We start from the raw sequence: 15,976 nt of genomic DNA on the forward strand, positions 1-15,976 counted from the left end.
CCGCCCGCCGGAGCCGCGGACGCCCTCAGCACAGGCACCGCGAACCCCCAGTCCACCGGCTCCATGGAGGCGCTCACCAGCCGGTCCATGCAGCCCCCCTCCACCGGCTCCATGGACGCCCTGTCCGCCGGAGCCGCCGATCCCCGGTCCACCGGCTCCATGCAGGCCCTCACCAGCCGCTCCATGCAGCCCCCGCCCGCCGGAGCCACGGACGCCCTCACCACCGGCACCGCGAACCCCCAGTCCACCGGCTCCATGAACGTCCTGCCCACCGGGCCGGTCGCGCCGCCGCCCGCCGGGCCCACGGGGCCCGTTCCCGCCGTCGGGGCCGCGATGACGCCTCCGTCTGCGGCCGGGGCCGCGATGACGCCCACTCCCGCGACCGGGGCGCAGCCGCAGGCTCCCGGCGCACCGCGCGCCTCGGTGGCCGGCCGCCGGCAGCCGGTGCAGAGGGCGGCCAAGGGCCAGTGGCAGACCAAGGTCACCCAGGCCCGTGAACTGCTGTCCCAGCAGGTCGCTCAGCAGGAAGCGGCGCAGTGGCAGCAGCGCTCCACCGGGATGTTCGACACCACCCCGCCCCTGGACGGGAACTCGCTCTTCGACGCCAGTCAGGCCGCCGGCCAGGGAGCGGCCGGGGACACCGGGGCCGGCTCTCCCGGTGCCGCCGAGGCATCGGCCTCGAGCTCCTACGAGCGGAAGGGCGCCAAGGCGCTCGAGTTCGCCCGTGCGCAGATCGGCAAGCCGTGCGTATGGGGGGCGACCGGGCCGGACTCGTACGACTGCTCGAGCCTCATCCAGGCCGCCTGGCGGACCGCCGGGGTGGAACTCCCCCGCACGGCCGCCGAGCAGGCCGGCTTCGGCACGCCGATCGAACTCGCCGACCTCCGGCCCGGAGATCTGATCTTCTTCTACAAGGAGGTCAACCACGTCGGTCTCTACGCCGGGGACAGCAAGATGGTCCACGCCCCGAGCCCGGGCGCGTCGATACGCGAGGAGTCGATCTTCTTCGCCGGTCCTCAGGCCATCCACAGTGCGGTGCGGCCCGCCTGAGCCCTTCGCGTTCCCCCCTCGTCGGGCGTCGGGCGGCTTGTCGCACGAGTCGCATGAACGGAGGCCTCCGTTCGAGGGGTGTTCTCACTCGATGCGGTGAGGCGCTGGAGTATGGCGCGTGCGCGGGGGCGCGCGCCGTTTGCTCGGGGCATGAACAGCTCTTCCGGGGCCGTGGAACCTTCCAGCGGGCCCAGTGACCTCCCGTCGTCCGCCCGCCTTCGTCGTCCGCGGCCGGGGACTCCCGGGCGCGGACCCGGCGCACCGCTGCTGCGGTCATGGGGCGTCGGGTCCGGCGGGGTGCCGTGGGAAGCGCCGGCCGGACCGCCGTCCAGGGTGCCCGCGGTGCCCGTGCCCCGTGGGCTCCCGCTCCTGTGAGACCGGCGGGGAGGAACGGACAGGAGCGTCGGGCCGCCTGCCGGCGCCGTGCCCGTGAGCCCGCGTCCGCCCGGGGCACCGCTCGCTCACGACCCGGTGACAGCGGCATCACGATGGCGTGCCTGGGCGTTGCCCGGCCCCGGGCGCGTCGTTGAGCGCGGCATGGAAGCGTGGGAGGACAGCGACTGCCCCAGGTGCCGCTCGCTGCTCGGCCCGGTCCGCGGCCCCGCCGCCCCGCACGGCGGCGGCCGTCACCGGCCCCACGACGGCACCCGGCCGACCTGGGGGGAACGCGCACATCTGTTCATGCTGTGCCTGGCGGCGCTCACCGTGACGGCCGCGCTCCTGGCGGTACTGGTCTGACGCCGGGTGCCGGCGGTCGTCCCCCGCCGTGCGGAGTTCCGCGCGGGTTCCCCGTTCGCCTCCCCAGGCGCTCGCTGCCGGGGAGGGGCCCGGCCGTGCTCGTCAGGGCCGGGACAGCAGACGGGCCGCGATCACGGAACTGCCGTCACCCGTGCGGTCGGCCCCCGGCCCGTCGGGGGCGTCGTCCGGGCTCCCGGCCGGAAGGCCGGCCAGGAGTTCGTCCAGGAGTCCGCCGACGCCCTGACCGGGGCGTACGCGCAGGGCGGCCAGGCGCCCGAGCGAGGTGTCGATGTCCTCGCCGCGCCGTCCGATCAGCCCGTAGGTGAACATCACCAGGGTGTCGTCCGGTGCGAGGGGCAGGCTAGTCGCCCGGTAGGCGCTGCCGCCGGTGCCCAGGGGAGGTCCCTCGGGCAGCGCGACCGGGGCGGTGCTGCCGTCGGCGTGGACGACGACCGGGGGCGGGTGTCCCGCTCCGGCGAGCAGGGCCGTGCCGTGCGCGGGGTCCAGCAGGGCCAGCAGGCAGGTCGCCGGGCGACGGCCGCTCTCCGTGGACATCGTGGCGTCCAGCCGGCGCAGGATGCCGTGCGGTGCGAGGTCGGTGGAGGCGATGTACCGCAGCAGGCAGCGGTAGGCGTTCATGTCGATCGCCGCGTCCAGGCCGTGCCCCATGACGTCGCCGGCGACCAGCAGGGTGCGGCCCGAGTGCAGGCGTACCGTCTCGCACCAGTGGCCGCCCACCGGTCCGGGCGCGTGGCGAAGGACGAGGTCCACGTCGGGGTGGGGGCGTCCGGGGTCGGCCGGCAGCACCTTCTGCAGGTCCCACACCCTGGGGCCGGCCTCCCGCTGGTCGTCCGCGTACCGCAGGTGGGCGGCGGTCAGCCGGGCCGCGTAGTGGACGGCCGCCGTCTCGTCGTCGTCGAAGGGGCGCCCGGCGCGCAGGGCGAGGGCGACGCCGTACGCCCGGTCCCGGGTCAGCAGCGGCACGGAGAGGGCGGTCTGGCCCGCGCCCCTGCCGGGGACGAGGGAGACGGTGAGGGGGTGGCCCGCGTCCAGGGCGCGGACGGAGACGTTCTCGCGCGGCCCCTTCCCCAGGCTGTCGAGGAGGGCGCGCCGGCCGGCCGTGGCAACCGGCTGCAGGGACTTCTCCTGCCCGTGGTGGCCCTCCCGTGAGCGGTAGAGGTCGACGGTCGCGGAGTCGCACAGCTCCTCGACCAGGAACGCGGCGAGTTCGGCCGCCGTCCTGCGGTCGTCGAGGGTCGTGCCGATCGCGCGGAGTGCCCGCTCCGCGCGTACGAAACGGTTCGCGGCACCGCTCTCGAGGTCCGTCACCAGCTCGCCGTCCACGCTCACCCCTTTCGCCGCCGTTGTGCCGCAGTGCCGTCCTCATCCCAGCACTGTGCGAGGGCGCCGACGGGGAGCGACCCGCGGTGACGGGCGGGACCGGAGCGGATTCCCACGGAAGCGGGGTGAGGGGGTGTGCGTGCGGCCGGCCCTCGGCCGGTCCCGCCGCGGCCGGACAGCGCGCCCCGGATCCGGTCGCCCCTCGAGGACCGTCCGCCGGGTTTCCGCGCCGGTCGCCGGCATGCGGGAGGCGGGACGTGGTTGCGTTCGCCGGGCACGGGAACTCGGGCGAACGCCGCACCCACCCTCACCCTCGGAGAGAGTCATGAGTCTGCTGCGCGTGGCCGGTCGTCCTCTGCTCGCCTCCATGTTCGTCGCCGGGGGTCTCGAGGCCGTCCGGCGTCCCGAGGCGGTGACCTCGCTCGCCGAGCCCGTCGTACGGCGGATCGGGGAGTGCGTGACGGTGCTGCCGGAGCGCACCGAGGAGGTCGTACGGCTCAACGGCGGTGTCCAGGTCGCCGCGGGTGTGCTGCTGGGGCTGGGGCGCCTTCCCCGGCTGTCCGCGCTGGTCCTCGCCGTCAGCCTGGTGCCCACCACTGTGGCGGCCCACCGGTTCTGGGAGGTGGAGGACACCGCCGAGCGCGTCCAGCAGCAGGTCCACTTTCTGAAGAACATGTCCATGCTGGGTGGCCTGCTGATCGCGGCCGACGACACCGGCGCCGCGCCGTCCCTGCTGTGGCGCGGCCGTCACGCGGGCCGCGAACTGCGGCGCGAGGCCCGCCTGGTGCGCCGCTCCGTCCAGGCCACGGCCCGCCCGGCCGTCACGGTCGGCGGAATGCGCGCCAGGCTGGGCAAACTGTCGGCCTGACCCGGGGGAACGGGCCGGCCGCCCTGGAGCCCGGCCCGTTCCCGTCGTCCCATCCGGCCGTGCGTCGTCGACGAGGAGGACACGCGATGTCCCATCACGCCCGTTCCCGGACCCGTCTGCCGGTGTTCACCGCGCACTCCGGTCACGACCTGCTCGGGATCTACCTCAACGACCATCTGACCGGCGCGACCGTCGGCGCGGAGCGGTCCCGTCACCTCGCCGAGACCTGCCGGGGCTCCGAGGTCGGCGATGCGATCGCCCCGCTCGCGACCGAGATCGCCGAGGACCGCCGGACCCTGGTGGGGATCATGCGCCGGCTGGGCATACCGGTCCGGCGCTACAAGGTGTACGCCGGACTTCTCGCCGAACGCCTCGGACGGCTGAAGAGCAACGGTGCGCTGGTACGGCGCTCTCCGCTCAGTTCCCTGCTGGAGCTGGAGCTGCTGCAGATCGGCGTGGAGGGCAAGGTGTGCCTGTGGGAGACGCTTCGCGGGCTCGCCGACCGCGACACCCGCCTGGACCCGCGGCAGCTCGACGGCCTGCTCGAGCGGGCCCGGCGGCAGCTGGGCACCGTCGAGGACCTGCGCGGGCTTCAGGCCGGGCAGGTCTTCGCGCACTGACGGCTCCGCCCGCCTCCGGCGCCCCAGGACACCGATGGGGCTCCGCCCGACGGGCGGAGCCCCACAAGCCGTCGCCGCCGGCGCCGGCGGCATCGACGGCCCGTCAGTCCTTGAAGACGTCCTTGATCTTCTCCTTGGCCTGGCGGGCGTCGCCCTTGGCCTTCCCGGCCCGTCCCTCGGCCGTCGCGCCCTCGTTGCCCAGGGCACGGCCGATCGTCTCCTTGGCCCCGCCCTTCAGCTGTTCCTTCTTGGCCTTGGCCTTCTCGTCACCCGCCACTGTCACTCACTCCCAGCCGGATTCGACATCGGTGTACGGCCTGCGGGTGCTCGGCAGGGCGGTGGTCAAACCTCTCCCGTGCTTTCGGTGCCCCGGTGCTCTGCCGTGCTGTCCGGTGCCCCGGTGCTCTGCCGTGCTGTCCGGTGCCGCGGTGCGTCCGGCGGCCCGGCGGCCGTGTCCGCGACGGCGGAGGGGACACGACGCCGCCCGGCGGGCCCGGGGCGCCGGGATCCGTCCGCCCGTCAGCCGCGGCTCGCGGAGAAGTGCCCGGCGCGGATCCGGCGCGCACCGTCCGGGCCGGGACGGTACCGGTCGCGGCGCCAGTCGAGGAGGGCGACCGCCAGGGCCGCCAGCACGGCCACGAGGGCGGAGACGACGGAGAGGAACACGGCGGTGCGGTAGTTCGTGCCGTCCGCCGCGAGCACCATGTAGAAGAAGCCCGGCAGGGCCGCCGTTCCCACCGCGGCGCCCAGGCGCTGTCCCGTCTGCAGGGCGCCGCCCGCGGCCCCGGCCATCCGCACCGGCACATCGCGCAGTGTCATCGTCACGTTCGGGGAGATGACGCAGCCGCTGCCCAGACCGCCCACGAACAGCGCGGGCGCGGCGAGCCAGGCCGCCGTGTCCTGCGGTGCCGTGCGCAGGATCAGTGCCGTGGCGGCCAGTCCGGTCAGGACCGCCATGAGCCCCCAGACGGTCAGCAGCCGCCCGAACCGCTCCACCAGCCGTCCCGCGACCACCGCGGCACCGGCCGAACCGATCGCGAACGGCGTCACCGCCAGGCCGGACTCCAGCGGCGTGTACCCGAGCCCGTTCTGGAAGAACAGCGCGAACACCAGCCATATGCCGCTGAATCCCACGAAGTACAGCGCGCCCAGGGCCGCGCCCGGGGCATAGCCGCGGATGTCGGTCAGCAGCCGCGGATCCAGCAGGGGCCGGCCCTCGTGCGCGGCGACCCGCCGCTCCCAGCGGACGAAGAGGACCAGCAGCAGCACCCCCGCCGGGAACAGCCACCACAGCCGGCGCACTCCCCCGCTCTCGGCGAACGCCAGCGGCAGCATCAGCCCCAGCACACCGGTGCCGAGCAGGGCCGTGCCCGGCAGGTCGAGCCGTTCCCGGCGGCCGGGGGCCACCCGTGGCAGCAGCCGGATGCCCAGCAGCAGCGCGACCGCTCCGACCGGCACATTGACGTAGAAGATCCAGCGCCATCCCTGGTCGCCGTGCGCCAGCGCCAGGATCAGGCCGCCGACGATCGGGCCCAGTGCGCTGGAGATGCCGACCGTGGCGCCGAACAGGCCGAAGGCCCGGCCGCGTTCGGCACCGCGGAACATCTGCTGGATCAGCGCCGAGTTCTGCGGGGCGAGGAAGCCCGCGCAGGTGCCCTGGACGATCCGGGCCACGACCAGCCAGGCAATCGTGGGCGCGGCGCCCGCCCCGGCGCTGCACAGCACGAAGCCGGCCAGGGCCCACAGGAAGATCCTGCGCCGCCCCACGGCATCGCCCAGCCGGCCCGCCGGCACCAGGACGAGGGCGAACGCCAGGGCGTATCCGGACACCACCCACTGCACGGAGGCCGCCGAGGCGTTCAGGTCCCGCTGCATCGACGGCAGCGCCACGGCCACGATCGTCACGTCCAGCAGGCTCATGAACCCGGTGGTCAGCGTCACCCACAGAGCCTTCCAGCGCCTGAGGTCGGGCGCGTCCGCCGGATCGCCGGTGCGTCCGTCCGCCCGTGCATCCGTGTTCACGAAGGCTCCTTCCGGTCGCCGCCGGGGCACCCGGCACCCCGGCACCACACCCCGTCCTGCATCCGCGCGCCGGACCCCGCTCGCCTCGGTCACCGGGCACCGCCCCGACGGAGCCGGCCCGATCCGCACGACATCCCCTCAACGCCAGGGATCTTCCGGGTCTTCCCGGCTTCAGCCGGAGAACGCCGGGCAACCGTGACCGTGCCGGGGGGGGTGCGGACACCGGCAGAACTCCCCCGGGGCACTTCCATGATCATTCCGCTGGGGCAGCGGGCGCCGGACGAGCGGCAGCGGAACCGGCCTGCCGCCGCGCTGCGCCACGGCGCCGCCCGGGGCACCGGGGCCGCCCCTACGGCCGACGCCCGGCGCGCCGTGCACGCCCTCCTCCTCCGCGCGGCCGAGGCCGCCCACGTCCATGTCACCGCACGCGCCGGACAGGACGCCCGGCTCGTCGTGAGCGAGCCGATCGGCAATGCCGTACGGCACGCTCCGGGTCCCCGCGGTCTGCTGCCGGAGCTCTCCGCCGGCCGGGCCCGGCCGGACATCACCGTCTGGGACACCTCGCCCGCGCTCCCGCTGATTCCCGAGCGCGACGGCGCACGTGCGGGCGGGCACGGGCTGTTCCCGGTGCACGCCTGCAGCCGCGCGCTGAGGGCCACGGCCGGGCCCGGCGGCAAACGGATCACCGCCGAGGTCGCCCCGCAGTCCACGCGGTCCGGTCCGCGGCCTCCCGGCCCGGGCCCGGTGGTGTCCGTGCGGCCCGTACGGCCCGTGCCGCGCCGCTCACTGCCGCACACGGGACGTCATGCGCCGGGTGTGCCCGGCCCGTCCGGTCCCCCCGGTCCATGCGGCCCGTCCGGTCCGCCGGGCAGGGCCCGCCGTGCGTCCGCCGTCCCGCGGAGCGGCCGGCCGCCGAGCCGCGCCAGGGCCCGCAGCACCCGGCTGCGCCCCCGGTCCGGGACCGTCCACAAGGTCTGTCCGCGCACCCCCCAGCGCTCCAGCAGGGCGTTGGCGGCCAGGAAGCCGCTGGTGGCCGCCCGTTCCATGAGTGCCACGGGCAGATCCGTACGGACCAGGTCGCCGGCGAGCACGAGATGCGGGTCGGCGGTGCGCACCGGGGGCCGGTCACGGTGTCCGCCCACCGGGAACAGGGGGCAGTCCGCCCGCCACTCGTGCCGTTCGTCCACCACGCGCGCCCGCCGTGTCTCGGGGTACACCCGGTGCAGCTGCTCCAGGAGGCGTTTGCGCTCGACGTCGACGGCCGCGTCCTCGGGCAGGGCGTAGGCGTGCAGTTCGACCACGGAGCCGCCGGTGCGCGCGGCCCAGCGGGCGGCCTCGCCCTCCCACCGTTCCAGCACGCTGACGTTGTCGAGGGTGCCGTAGCCGCTGGTGCCCAGAAATCCCGGCCGGTCGCGGGCCACGGGGCGGTCCAGCCAGAGGCGGGAGACCAGGAAGGGCGGTGCGGTGCGCAGGCGGCCGATCCGCTCGCGCCACGCGGGGTCGCCGAGTCCCGCGGAGCGCGCCACGAGGGACCGCAGCCCCGCGGTGTCCAGGGCGAGCACCACGGCGTCGTGGTGGTGCCGCCCGTCGCCCAGCGTCACGGTGAAGCCGCCGTGCGGTGCCGGTACGACGCTCTCCACGGGCGCCGAGGTGCGCAGTTCGGCGCCGTGCCGCCGCAGGTGGGCGGCCAGGGGCGTCCACAGGGCGGCCGGGAACGGTTCGACCGGGACGTCGAAGAGGAGTCCCTCGCAGGAGCCCAGGAAGTAGATGTGGAACATCAGGACCATCTCCGCGGCCGAGAGCTCCCGCGGATCGGCGAAGAAACTCCGGGAGAAGACCTCGAACGCGAGATGGCGCGCCGCCTCGGGGAAGCGGATCGCCTCCAGGAAGTCGTGGGCGCTGACGTGGTCGAGACGGGCGTACACGTCGGGGACGCGCACGTCGAGCAGCGGCAGCGCCGCGGCCGGGCGGATCCGGGTCAGCTCGCGCGGCGGGAAGGACGGGCTGCGCGCCACGAAGCCCAGAGCGCTCCACGGCGGGGTCCGCGGAACGTGCCGGAAGCCGTCCCGCATCCCGGACGCGTGCCACAGCGGGTAGTCCGGCAGGCCGCTCAGGCGTTCCAGACGCGGATCGGTCCGGCGCAGCAGCCCGCGCAGGTTGTAGTACTGCCGGAAGAAGGCGTGGAATCCCCTGCTCATCGTCACCGGTGTGCCGTCCCGCAGCGTGGTCGGCCACCCCGCCACCCGGCCGCCGAGGACCGGTTCGCGCTCGTACAGGGTGACCCGCACCCCGCGCTCCGCCAGCGCGGTCGCCGCGGCCAGCCCGGCGATGCCGCCCCCGACGACGGCCGTGCGAGGGGGCTCCCCGGTGATCCGCGGCGCTCCCGCGGCCGGCAGCAGCACACGAGCCCGCCGGTCCCGGCCGCGGCGGGCCGCCCGGACGCGTCCGGGGCTCATCGGGCACCCTCCGTGCGCCGGCCCGCGCGTTCGGCGACGACGGTGTGGGCGATGCCGGTCTGCCAGCCCGGCAGGGGCAGCACCCGCACCCGGGTGAAGCCCGCCGTCCGGACCCGGGCCGCGAAACGCGGGGCGGTGTCGAAGTCGAGGACGCTGCGCCACAGGTGGCGGTAGAGCGGGCCGTCCCTGAGGAGCGTCGCCGCCGGCAGCACGATGCCGGCGCACACCGCCGTCCACACCAGGCGGTGCACCGCGCGGCCGCCGAGGAGGTACTCGTGCACGGCAAGGCGCCCGCCCGGCGCCAGCAGGTCGTGCACCGTGGCGAGCACCCGGTCCGGGTCGGTGACGTTGCGGAACAGATAGGCGGCGAAGACGGCGTCGTACGGGCCCCGCACGCCCGCCCCGGCGAGGTCCTCCACCGGTGCCTGCACGAAGCCGACCCCGGCGGGCCAGGTCTTCCCGGCGGCCCGCCGGAGCATGCCCGCGGAGGCGTCCACCGCGGTGATCTCGGCGCCGGGCAGCACCGCGGCCAGCGCGGCGGTCGAGGCACCGGTGCCGCAGCCCAGGTCCAGGACGCGCAGTCCGTCGCTCCGGCCGGTGAGGCCGAGCCGGCGGGCGGAGCGCCGCAGGTGTGCGTGATAGCCCGGATTGGCCGCCGTCAGCGTGTCGTAGCCGCGGGCGGCGCGGTCGAAGGCGGCGGTCAGCTCGTGGTCGCGCAGCACGGTCACGGGATCTCCACGGTCTCCACGGGGTCGGACGGACGCGGGTGACGGCGGTCGGGGGCCGGGAAGGACCGGCGGGGCAGGCGGGGCAGTTCGAGCGCGGAGCGCAGCATGGGCAGGACGGGAGTGTGCAGCCCGATGGACAGATCCTCGTGCAGCCGGGTCCGGCCGTCGAGGAAGCACAGCAGCCGCCGTACCGGAACCCGCCGGAACAGCCGGGTGAAGAAGGCCGGCCCGTCGACGCGGCCGCTGTCGAGGGCGTGCAGCAGGACGGCGTCCATCGCGCGTGCGCGGGCCCGGTGCGGGGGCGGCGGCAGCGGATGCCGTCCCGCGTGGAGCGCGGCGGCCACGGCGCGCGTCTGGCGCTGCACGGCGGTGAAGGTGTACCCGGTCGACGGGCGGGTCGCTCCGGAGGCGGCGCCGATCCGGAAGACCGACGGTCCGCTCTGCCGGGCGAACACGGCGTCGGTCATGGGGATCACCCCGGACTCGGTGCCGGTGACCTCGAAGCGGCCGAGGCGCAGCACGTGCGCGGTGTAGCGCCGCAGGGCGGCCTCGTACTCCTCGCGGGTGAGGACCTGCGAGGAGAACTCGGTGTACTCCACCAGTGCGTGCCGCCGGCCGGTGGGCAGCACATAGCCGAACGACAGGCCGTGCTCCGGCTGGGGGGTGCGGAAGTCCATGAACTCCACGGTCCCGGGGTCGAAGACCGGCCGGTCGTGGCGTACGAACCAGCCGTGGAAGTGCTGCAGCAGCGTCGTCCGGGCCGCCGGAAGGCTCCGGGGCGGACGCGAGTCGAACACCCAGCGTGCCCGCACGAGGACCGGCCGCCCGCCGGCGGTGCGGGCGCGCACCTCGGCGCCGTCGTCCGCCGGCTCGACGGTCTCGACCGCGGCCTGCAGCCGCAGGACGTCCGGGTCGTCGGCCAGGAGGCGTGCGACGAACGACGCGAAGTCGTCCGACCGGAGCATCTTGTAGCGCAGCGGTGCGATGTCCCGTTCGATGCCGTGCCCGTCGGGTGCGTGGACGCGCAGCCGCCGCCAGGACGTCGTGAGCGCCGCGTCGTACGGGCCGGTGCGCGGCTCCCAGTAGCACCATGTGCGCTCCGGCGGCCGCAGCGGCCCCGGCGGTGCCTCCAGGAGGACGACCGACACGGGGCGCGCCCCGGGCGGGCGCCGGGCCAGCCAGTGGGCCAGGGACCAGCCCGCGGCTCCCGCTCCGACGATGGCGACGTCCGTCTCCAGCACGGCTGAGGGCATCCTTTCTTCCGGTTTCCCCGGCTTTCCCCGGTTTTTCCTGGTATTCCCCGGTTCCCGGCCCTCCGGCGGCTTTCCGGGGCTTTTCGAGGGGTGCACGGCGTTTTCCGGCGGTGCCCGCGCGGACGCGGGCGTTCTCGAAGCATCCCGGGTGCTCCGGCCGTCCGGACGGACGCGGCGCGGGCGGCGTGTCGGCGCCGGACGGCCGGATGCCGCGGGCGGCCGGCGCGCTGTCCCCCGTTCGGCGCGTCCGCCGGCGGCGCCGCCGAGGAATGACTCAGACGTACCCCGCTTCGACGAACCCGCTTCGGCCACGCGAGAGGAATGGGCATGCACTCCACGCAGGCGAAGGGTCACCGGCCGGAGGATCCGCCGCCGGTACCGGATCGCTCCGTCCGGCTCCTCTCCGAGCGGCCCCCGTGCCGCGGCGGCCCGGCGGACGAGGGCCTCGACGGCTGTTCCGCGCCCGCGGCCGACGCCGACGCGGTCGACGCGCACACGGTCGACGCGGACGTGGCACGCGCCGTGGAGCGGCAGCTGGACACGCTGCTGGCCGAACGGGTGGCCCGGGCGGGCGACCTCGATCCGGGGTTCGCGCGGGAGCTGGCCGAACCGGTGTCCCGGTTCACCCGGCACGGCGGCAAACGGATCCGCCCCCGGTTCCTGTGGTGGACGCTGCGGGCCTGCGACGGCGGTGACGGGCCCCGGGTCACGGCGGCCCTCAGGATCGGCGCGGCCCTGGAACTGCTCCAGACGTGCGCGCTGGTGCACGACGACGTGATGGACGGCGCCCGGACCCGCCGGGGACGGCCCGCGCTGCATGTGGAGGCGGCGGCCCGGGGCCCGGCGGACGGAACGCGCCCGGCGCGGGACTTCGGCGCGGCCGTGGCCATCCTGGCCGGGGATCTGGCCCTGGTCTGGGCGGACGACGTGGTCGCCGAGACGGCGCTGCCGCCGGCCGTGGCCGGGACGGTCCGCGGCCTGTGGCGGAGCCTGCGCACGGAGATGGTCGCCGGCCAGTACCTGGATCTGCACGGCCAGGCCATGTCCTTGTGCTCCCCGGCCCGCGCGCTGCGCGCCGCGTGCCTCAAGAGCGCCCGGTACTCGGTGGAGCGGCCGATGGCGCTCGGCGCCGCGCTGGCCGGGGCGGACGACGCCACCCTGCGGGCGCTGTGCTCGGCGGGGCGCTGCGTCGGCACGGCCTTCCAGCTCCGGGACGACCTCGACGACCTCTTCGCCGATCCGCGGCGCACCGGCAAGCCCGGGGGCGGGGACATCCGCGCGGGCAAGCCCACGTACCTGGTCGCCGTCGCGCGGACCGCGGCCGAGGCTGCCGGCGACCGCCGGGCGCTGCGGGTGCTGGACGACTGCGTCGGCCGCGCCGACCTGGGCGAGGAGGATCTGGACCGGGTGCGGGAGGTGCTGATCGCCACCGGCGCCCGCAGCACGGTGGAGACGAGGATCGGCCGGCTGACCGCGCACGGGCTGCGCCGTCTGGCCGCGGTCCCCCTGGAGCCGTACGCCGCGGGGCGTCTGGCCGATCTGATGCGCGCGGTGTCCGGGACGGACCCGGGCGGCGGCCCGGATCCGGCGCGGTGCGACGACGGCACGGCACCCGGCCCGCGGCACGCCGGAGGCGGGGTGAGCGGCCGATGACCAGAACCCTTCCGGGGCGCACCGACCACGTGGTGGTCGTCGGCGCCGGACTGTCCGGCCTGTCGGCCGCGCTGCATCTGCTGGGCGCGGGCCGCCGGGTCACCGTCGTCGAGCGGGAACCGCTGCCCGGCGGGCGGGCGGGACGGCTGGTGCGGGGCGGTTACGCCATCGACACCGGCCCGACCGTGCTGACCATGCCCGGCATCGCCGAGGAGGCGTTCGCCGCGGTCGGCGAACGTCTGGACGACCATGTGCGGCTGGTCCCTCTGCACCCGGCGTACCGGGCGAGGTTCGCCGACGGCAGCACGCTCGACGTGCACACCGACGCGGCCGCGATGGAGGCGGAGGTGGAGCGCTTCGCCGGCGGCCGGGAGGCGGCGGGGTACCGGCGGCTGCGCCGCTGGCTCGAGCAGGTGTACCGGGTGCAGATGCGCCGGTTCATCGACGCCAACTTCGACTCCCCGCTGCAGCTGCTGGGCGCCGATCTGGCCCGGCTGGCCGCCCTGGGCGGCTTCGGCCGCCTGGACGCGCGGGTCGGCCGGTTCCTGCGGGACGAGCGGCTGCGCCGGGTCTTCACCTTCCAGGCGCTGTACGCGGGGGTCGCGCCGCACCGTGCGCTCGCCGCGTACGCGGTGATCGCCTACATGGACACCGTCGCCGGGGTGTACTTCCCCCGGGGCGGCATGCACGCACTGCCGCGGGCCATGGCGGACGCCGCCGCCCGTGCGGGCGCCGACCTGCGGTTCGGCCGGGCCGTCACCCGGCTGGAGCGCACCGGGGACCGGATCACGGCGGTCGTGACGGCCGACGAGCGCATCCCGTGCGACGCCGTCGTCCTCACCCCCGACCTGCCGGTCGCCTACCGGCTGCTCGGCCGCGCGCCGCGCCGTCCGCTGCCGGTGACCCACGCGCCGTCCGCCGTGGTCCTGCACGCGGGGTGCGACCGCACCTGGCCCGGCCTCGCGCACCACACGCTGTCGTTCGGCCGGGCGTGGCGGCGGACGTTCGACGAGCTCACCCGGAGCGGCGAGCTCATGAGCGACCCCTCCTTGCTGATCACACGTCCCACGGCCACCGATCCCGGGCTCGCTCCGCCGGGCCGTCATCTGCACTACGTCCTGGCGCCGTGCCCCAACACGGCGCTGGGGCCCTCCGCCGCCCAGTGGGACGAGCTCGCGCCGCGCTACCGCGAGGAGCTGCTCGCCGAGCTGGACCGGCGGGGCCTGACGGGCATCGCCTCCGCGATCGAGCAGCAGTGCCTGGTCACGCCCGCCGACTGGCACCGGCAGGGGCATGCCGCGGGCACCCCCTTCTCCGTCGCCCACACCTTCGCGCAGACCGGTCCCTTCCGGCCGCGCAACCTCGTGCGCGGCACGGAGAACGCCGTGCTGGCCGGGTGCGGCACCACGCCCGGTGTCGGTGTGCCCACCGTCCTGCTGTCCGGCAAGCTGGCGGCCGCCCGCATCACCGGCGCCGCGGCCCGGACCGCGCCGCGCCGGCGGCCCGTGCGCACGGCGGCCGTGGGAGCGGGCTCATGAGCGGCCGTGAGCTCGATGCCGCGGGCATCACCGACCCGGAGCTGCGTGCGGCGTACCTCCGGTGCCGCCGGCTCAACGCCCGCCACGGCAGGACCTACTTCCTTGCCACCCGGCTGCTGACCGCCGAGCGCCGGCCGGCGGTGCACGCCCTGTACGGATTCGCGCGCTGGGCCGACGACATCGTCGACTCCCTCGACCCCGCGGTGGGCGTGGACGCACGGGCGGCGGCGCTCGCCCGGCTGCGCGAGGAGCTGGAGGCGGGGCTGCGCGAGGGCCGCAGCAGCGAGCCGACGGTGCGGGCCGTGGCCGACACCGCCCGCCGGTACGCGATCGACCACCGTCACTTCGGCGACTTCATGGACTCGATGCGCCTCGACCTGGAGGTCACCGAGTACGCCACCTACGCCGACCTGTGCGCCTACATGCACGGGTCGGCGGCGGTGATCGGGCTGCAGATGCTGCCCGTCCTCGGGACGGTGGTGCCCCGCGAGGAGGCGGCCCCGTACGCCGCCGCCCTCGGCGTGGCCTTCCAGCTCACCAACTTCCTGCGGGACGTGGGCGAGGACCTGGACCGCGGCCGGGTCTATCTGCCCGCCGACCTGCTGGCGGCGTACGGGGTCGACCGGGAGCTGCTGCGCTGGAGCCGGGACCGGGGCCGGCCGGACCGGCGCGTCGTGGCGGCGCTGCGCGCCTTCGAGGACCTCACCCGGCAGGTCTACCGCCGGGCCGCACCGGGCATCGCCCTGCTCGACCCGGTGTCCCGCCCCTGCATCCGGACCGCCTTCGTGCTGTACGCGGGCATCCTCGACGCCGTCGCCGACTCCGGGTACGCGGTGGTGCAGCGGCGGGCCGTGGTGCCCCGCCGGCGCCGTGCCGCGGTCGCCGCGGACGGCCTCGTCCGTGTGGCCGCGGCCCGTCTCGCCCGGCGCCGTGCGTCCCGCCGCGGTGCGCGGCGGGTCCCCCTCCGCCCGAAGCCGCCCGTGGCCCCACCGGCCACCGGGCCGTCCGCACCCCCGTGTGAGGAGGTCGTATGACGTCCCGCTCCCCCGCCCGCCGCGGGCGTTACCCCCTGCGGCTGCGCCGGCGTCCCGTCGCCTGGCACAGCCAGCGCCCGACCTGGCCGGAGGCCCGGCCCCCGGTCATCGCCGAGATGCTGAAGCGGGCCCGGGCACGGCCCTCGGGCAACTGGTACGTCGTCGGCGCCACCCGTGACGTGGGCGGTGGGCGGCCCCTGGCCCGGACCGTCGGCGGCCGGGAGGTCGTCGTCTGGCGCGACGCCCGGGGGAAACTGGTGGCCGGCCCGGGCATCTGCCCTCATCTGGGGGCGCCCCTGGCGGACAGCCCGGTCCGGTGCGGCACGCTGATCTGCCACTGGCACGGACTCGCGCTCGACGGCACCCCGTTCGCCGGCTGGGAGCCGCTGCCGGTGCACGACGACGGCGTGCTCGTCTGGGTGCGGCTGGACGACGTGGGCGGCGAGCCGGGCACCCCGGCACCGGCCGTTCCCCGGCGGCCGCCCGCGTCCGCCTCGGTGGAGGCCGTCTACACGGGGGTCGGCGTCTGCGAGCCCGAGGACGTGGTCGCCAACCGGCTGGACCCCTGGCACGGCGCCTGGTTCCACCCGTACTCGTTCGTCGATCTGACCGTCGTCGGCACGCCGGGACGGGCAGCCGCGCCCGCGGACGGCGGCCGGGCGAGGGGCGCCGGGG

Annotated in this window: 14 protein-coding genes; 8 read left to right on the plus strand and 6 right to left on the minus strand. The window is 76.0% G+C overall.

Going from position 1 to position 15,976, the window contains the following annotated elements; genetic code table 11:
- A partial coding sequence (locus CCN35_RS29980; protein ID WP_281254804.1) for a C40 family peptidase occupies positions 1–1,050 on the plus strand: 1,050 nt, incomplete at its 5' end.
- Between the two features lie 537 nt (positions 1,051–1,587).
- Complete coding sequence (locus CCN35_RS16555; RefSeq protein ID WP_067390888.1) at positions 1,588–1,788, plus strand: hypothetical protein; 201 nt, start codon at positions 1,588–1,590, stop codon at positions 1,786–1,788.
- Positions 1,789–1,890: 102 nt separating this feature from the next.
- On the opposite strand, the gene CCN35_RS16560 is transcribed toward CCN35_RS16555, so the two are convergent.
- Positions 1,891–3,132, minus strand: coding sequence for a PP2C family protein-serine/threonine phosphatase (locus CCN35_RS16560; protein ID WP_079129604.1), 1,242 nt, complete (start codon positions 3,130–3,132; stop codon positions 1,891–1,893).
- A 322-nt stretch (positions 3,133–3,454) separates the two neighbouring features.
- Here CCN35_RS16560 and CCN35_RS16565 point away from each other — a divergent pair, with 322 nt between their 5' ends.
- Positions 3,455–3,997 carry a DoxX family membrane protein gene (locus CCN35_RS16565; RefSeq protein ID WP_067390885.1) on the plus strand — a complete coding sequence of 181 codons (543 nt, stop codon included), beginning with the start codon at positions 3,455–3,457 and terminating at the stop codon, positions 3,995–3,997.
- Between the two features lie 86 nt (positions 3,998–4,083).
- The gene (locus CCN35_RS16570) at positions 4,084–4,617 is read left to right on the plus strand and encodes a hypothetical protein (protein WP_236560564.1); all 534 of its coding nucleotides are present in this window, start codon (positions 4,084–4,086) and stop codon (positions 4,615–4,617) included.
- A 103-nt stretch (positions 4,618–4,720) separates the two neighbouring features.
- Here CCN35_RS16570 and CCN35_RS16575 read toward each other — a convergent pair whose 3' ends face one another.
- The 5 genes from CCN35_RS16575 to CCN35_RS16595 form a co-directional block, all read right to left on the minus strand.
- Complete coding sequence (locus tag CCN35_RS16575) at positions 4,721–4,894, minus strand: CsbD family protein (protein WP_067390882.1); 174 nt, start codon at positions 4,892–4,894, stop codon at positions 4,721–4,723.
- A 242-nt stretch (positions 4,895–5,136) separates the two neighbouring features.
- Positions 5,137–6,639: an MFS transporter gene (locus CCN35_RS16580; protein WP_067390879.1), complete on the minus strand. Its 1,503-nt coding sequence runs from the start codon at positions 6,637–6,639 to the stop codon at positions 5,137–5,139.
- An 803-nt stretch (positions 6,640–7,442) separates the two neighbouring features.
- Complete coding sequence (locus tag CCN35_RS16585) at positions 7,443–9,095, minus strand: FAD-dependent oxidoreductase (RefSeq protein WP_086793301.1); 1,653 nt, start codon at positions 9,093–9,095, stop codon at positions 7,443–7,445.
- Positions 9,092–9,823, minus strand: coding sequence for a methyltransferase domain-containing protein (locus tag CCN35_RS16590; protein ID WP_067390876.1), 732 nt, complete (start codon positions 9,821–9,823; stop codon positions 9,092–9,094). Before CCN35_RS16590 ends, CCN35_RS16585 begins: the two co-directional genes overlap by 4 nt.
- Entirely contained in the window at positions 9,820–11,064 is a 1,245-nt protein-coding gene (locus CCN35_RS16595; RefSeq protein ID WP_067390873.1) for a lycopene cyclase family protein, read from the minus strand. The genes CCN35_RS16590 and CCN35_RS16595 overlap by 4 nt, the downstream gene beginning before the upstream one ends.
- Positions 11,065–11,403: 339 nt before the next feature.
- Here CCN35_RS16595 and CCN35_RS16600 point away from each other — a divergent pair, with 339 nt between their 5' ends.
- From CCN35_RS16600 to CCN35_RS16615, 4 genes are all read left to right on the plus strand, one after another.
- The gene (locus CCN35_RS16600; protein ID WP_086793303.1) at positions 11,404–12,729 is read left to right on the plus strand and encodes a polyprenyl synthetase family protein; all 1,326 of its coding nucleotides are present in this window, start codon (positions 11,404–11,406) and stop codon (positions 12,727–12,729) included.
- The gene (crtI, locus tag CCN35_RS16605) at positions 12,726–14,267 is read left to right on the plus strand and encodes a phytoene desaturase family protein (RefSeq protein WP_086793309.1); all 1,542 of its coding nucleotides are present in this window, start codon (positions 12,726–12,728) and stop codon (positions 14,265–14,267) included. Before CCN35_RS16600 ends, crtI begins: the two co-directional genes overlap by 4 nt.
- Positions 14,264–15,301 carry a phytoene/squalene synthase family protein gene (locus tag CCN35_RS16610; RefSeq protein ID WP_086793305.1) on the plus strand — a complete coding sequence of 346 codons (1,038 nt, stop codon included), beginning with the start codon at positions 14,264–14,266 and terminating at the stop codon, positions 15,299–15,301. Before crtI ends, CCN35_RS16610 begins: the two co-directional genes overlap by 4 nt.
- On the plus strand, positions 15,298–15,976 hold a 679-nt coding region (locus CCN35_RS16615; protein ID WP_143631593.1), incomplete at its 3' end, for a DUF5914 domain-containing protein. The genes CCN35_RS16610 and CCN35_RS16615, both read left to right, overlap by 4 nt.

Source organism: Streptomyces thermovulgaris (assembly GCF_002155915.1).
In the GTDB taxonomy this organism is placed as follows: Bacteria; Actinomycetota; Actinomycetes; order Streptomycetales; family Streptomycetaceae; genus Streptomyces; species Streptomyces thermovulgaris.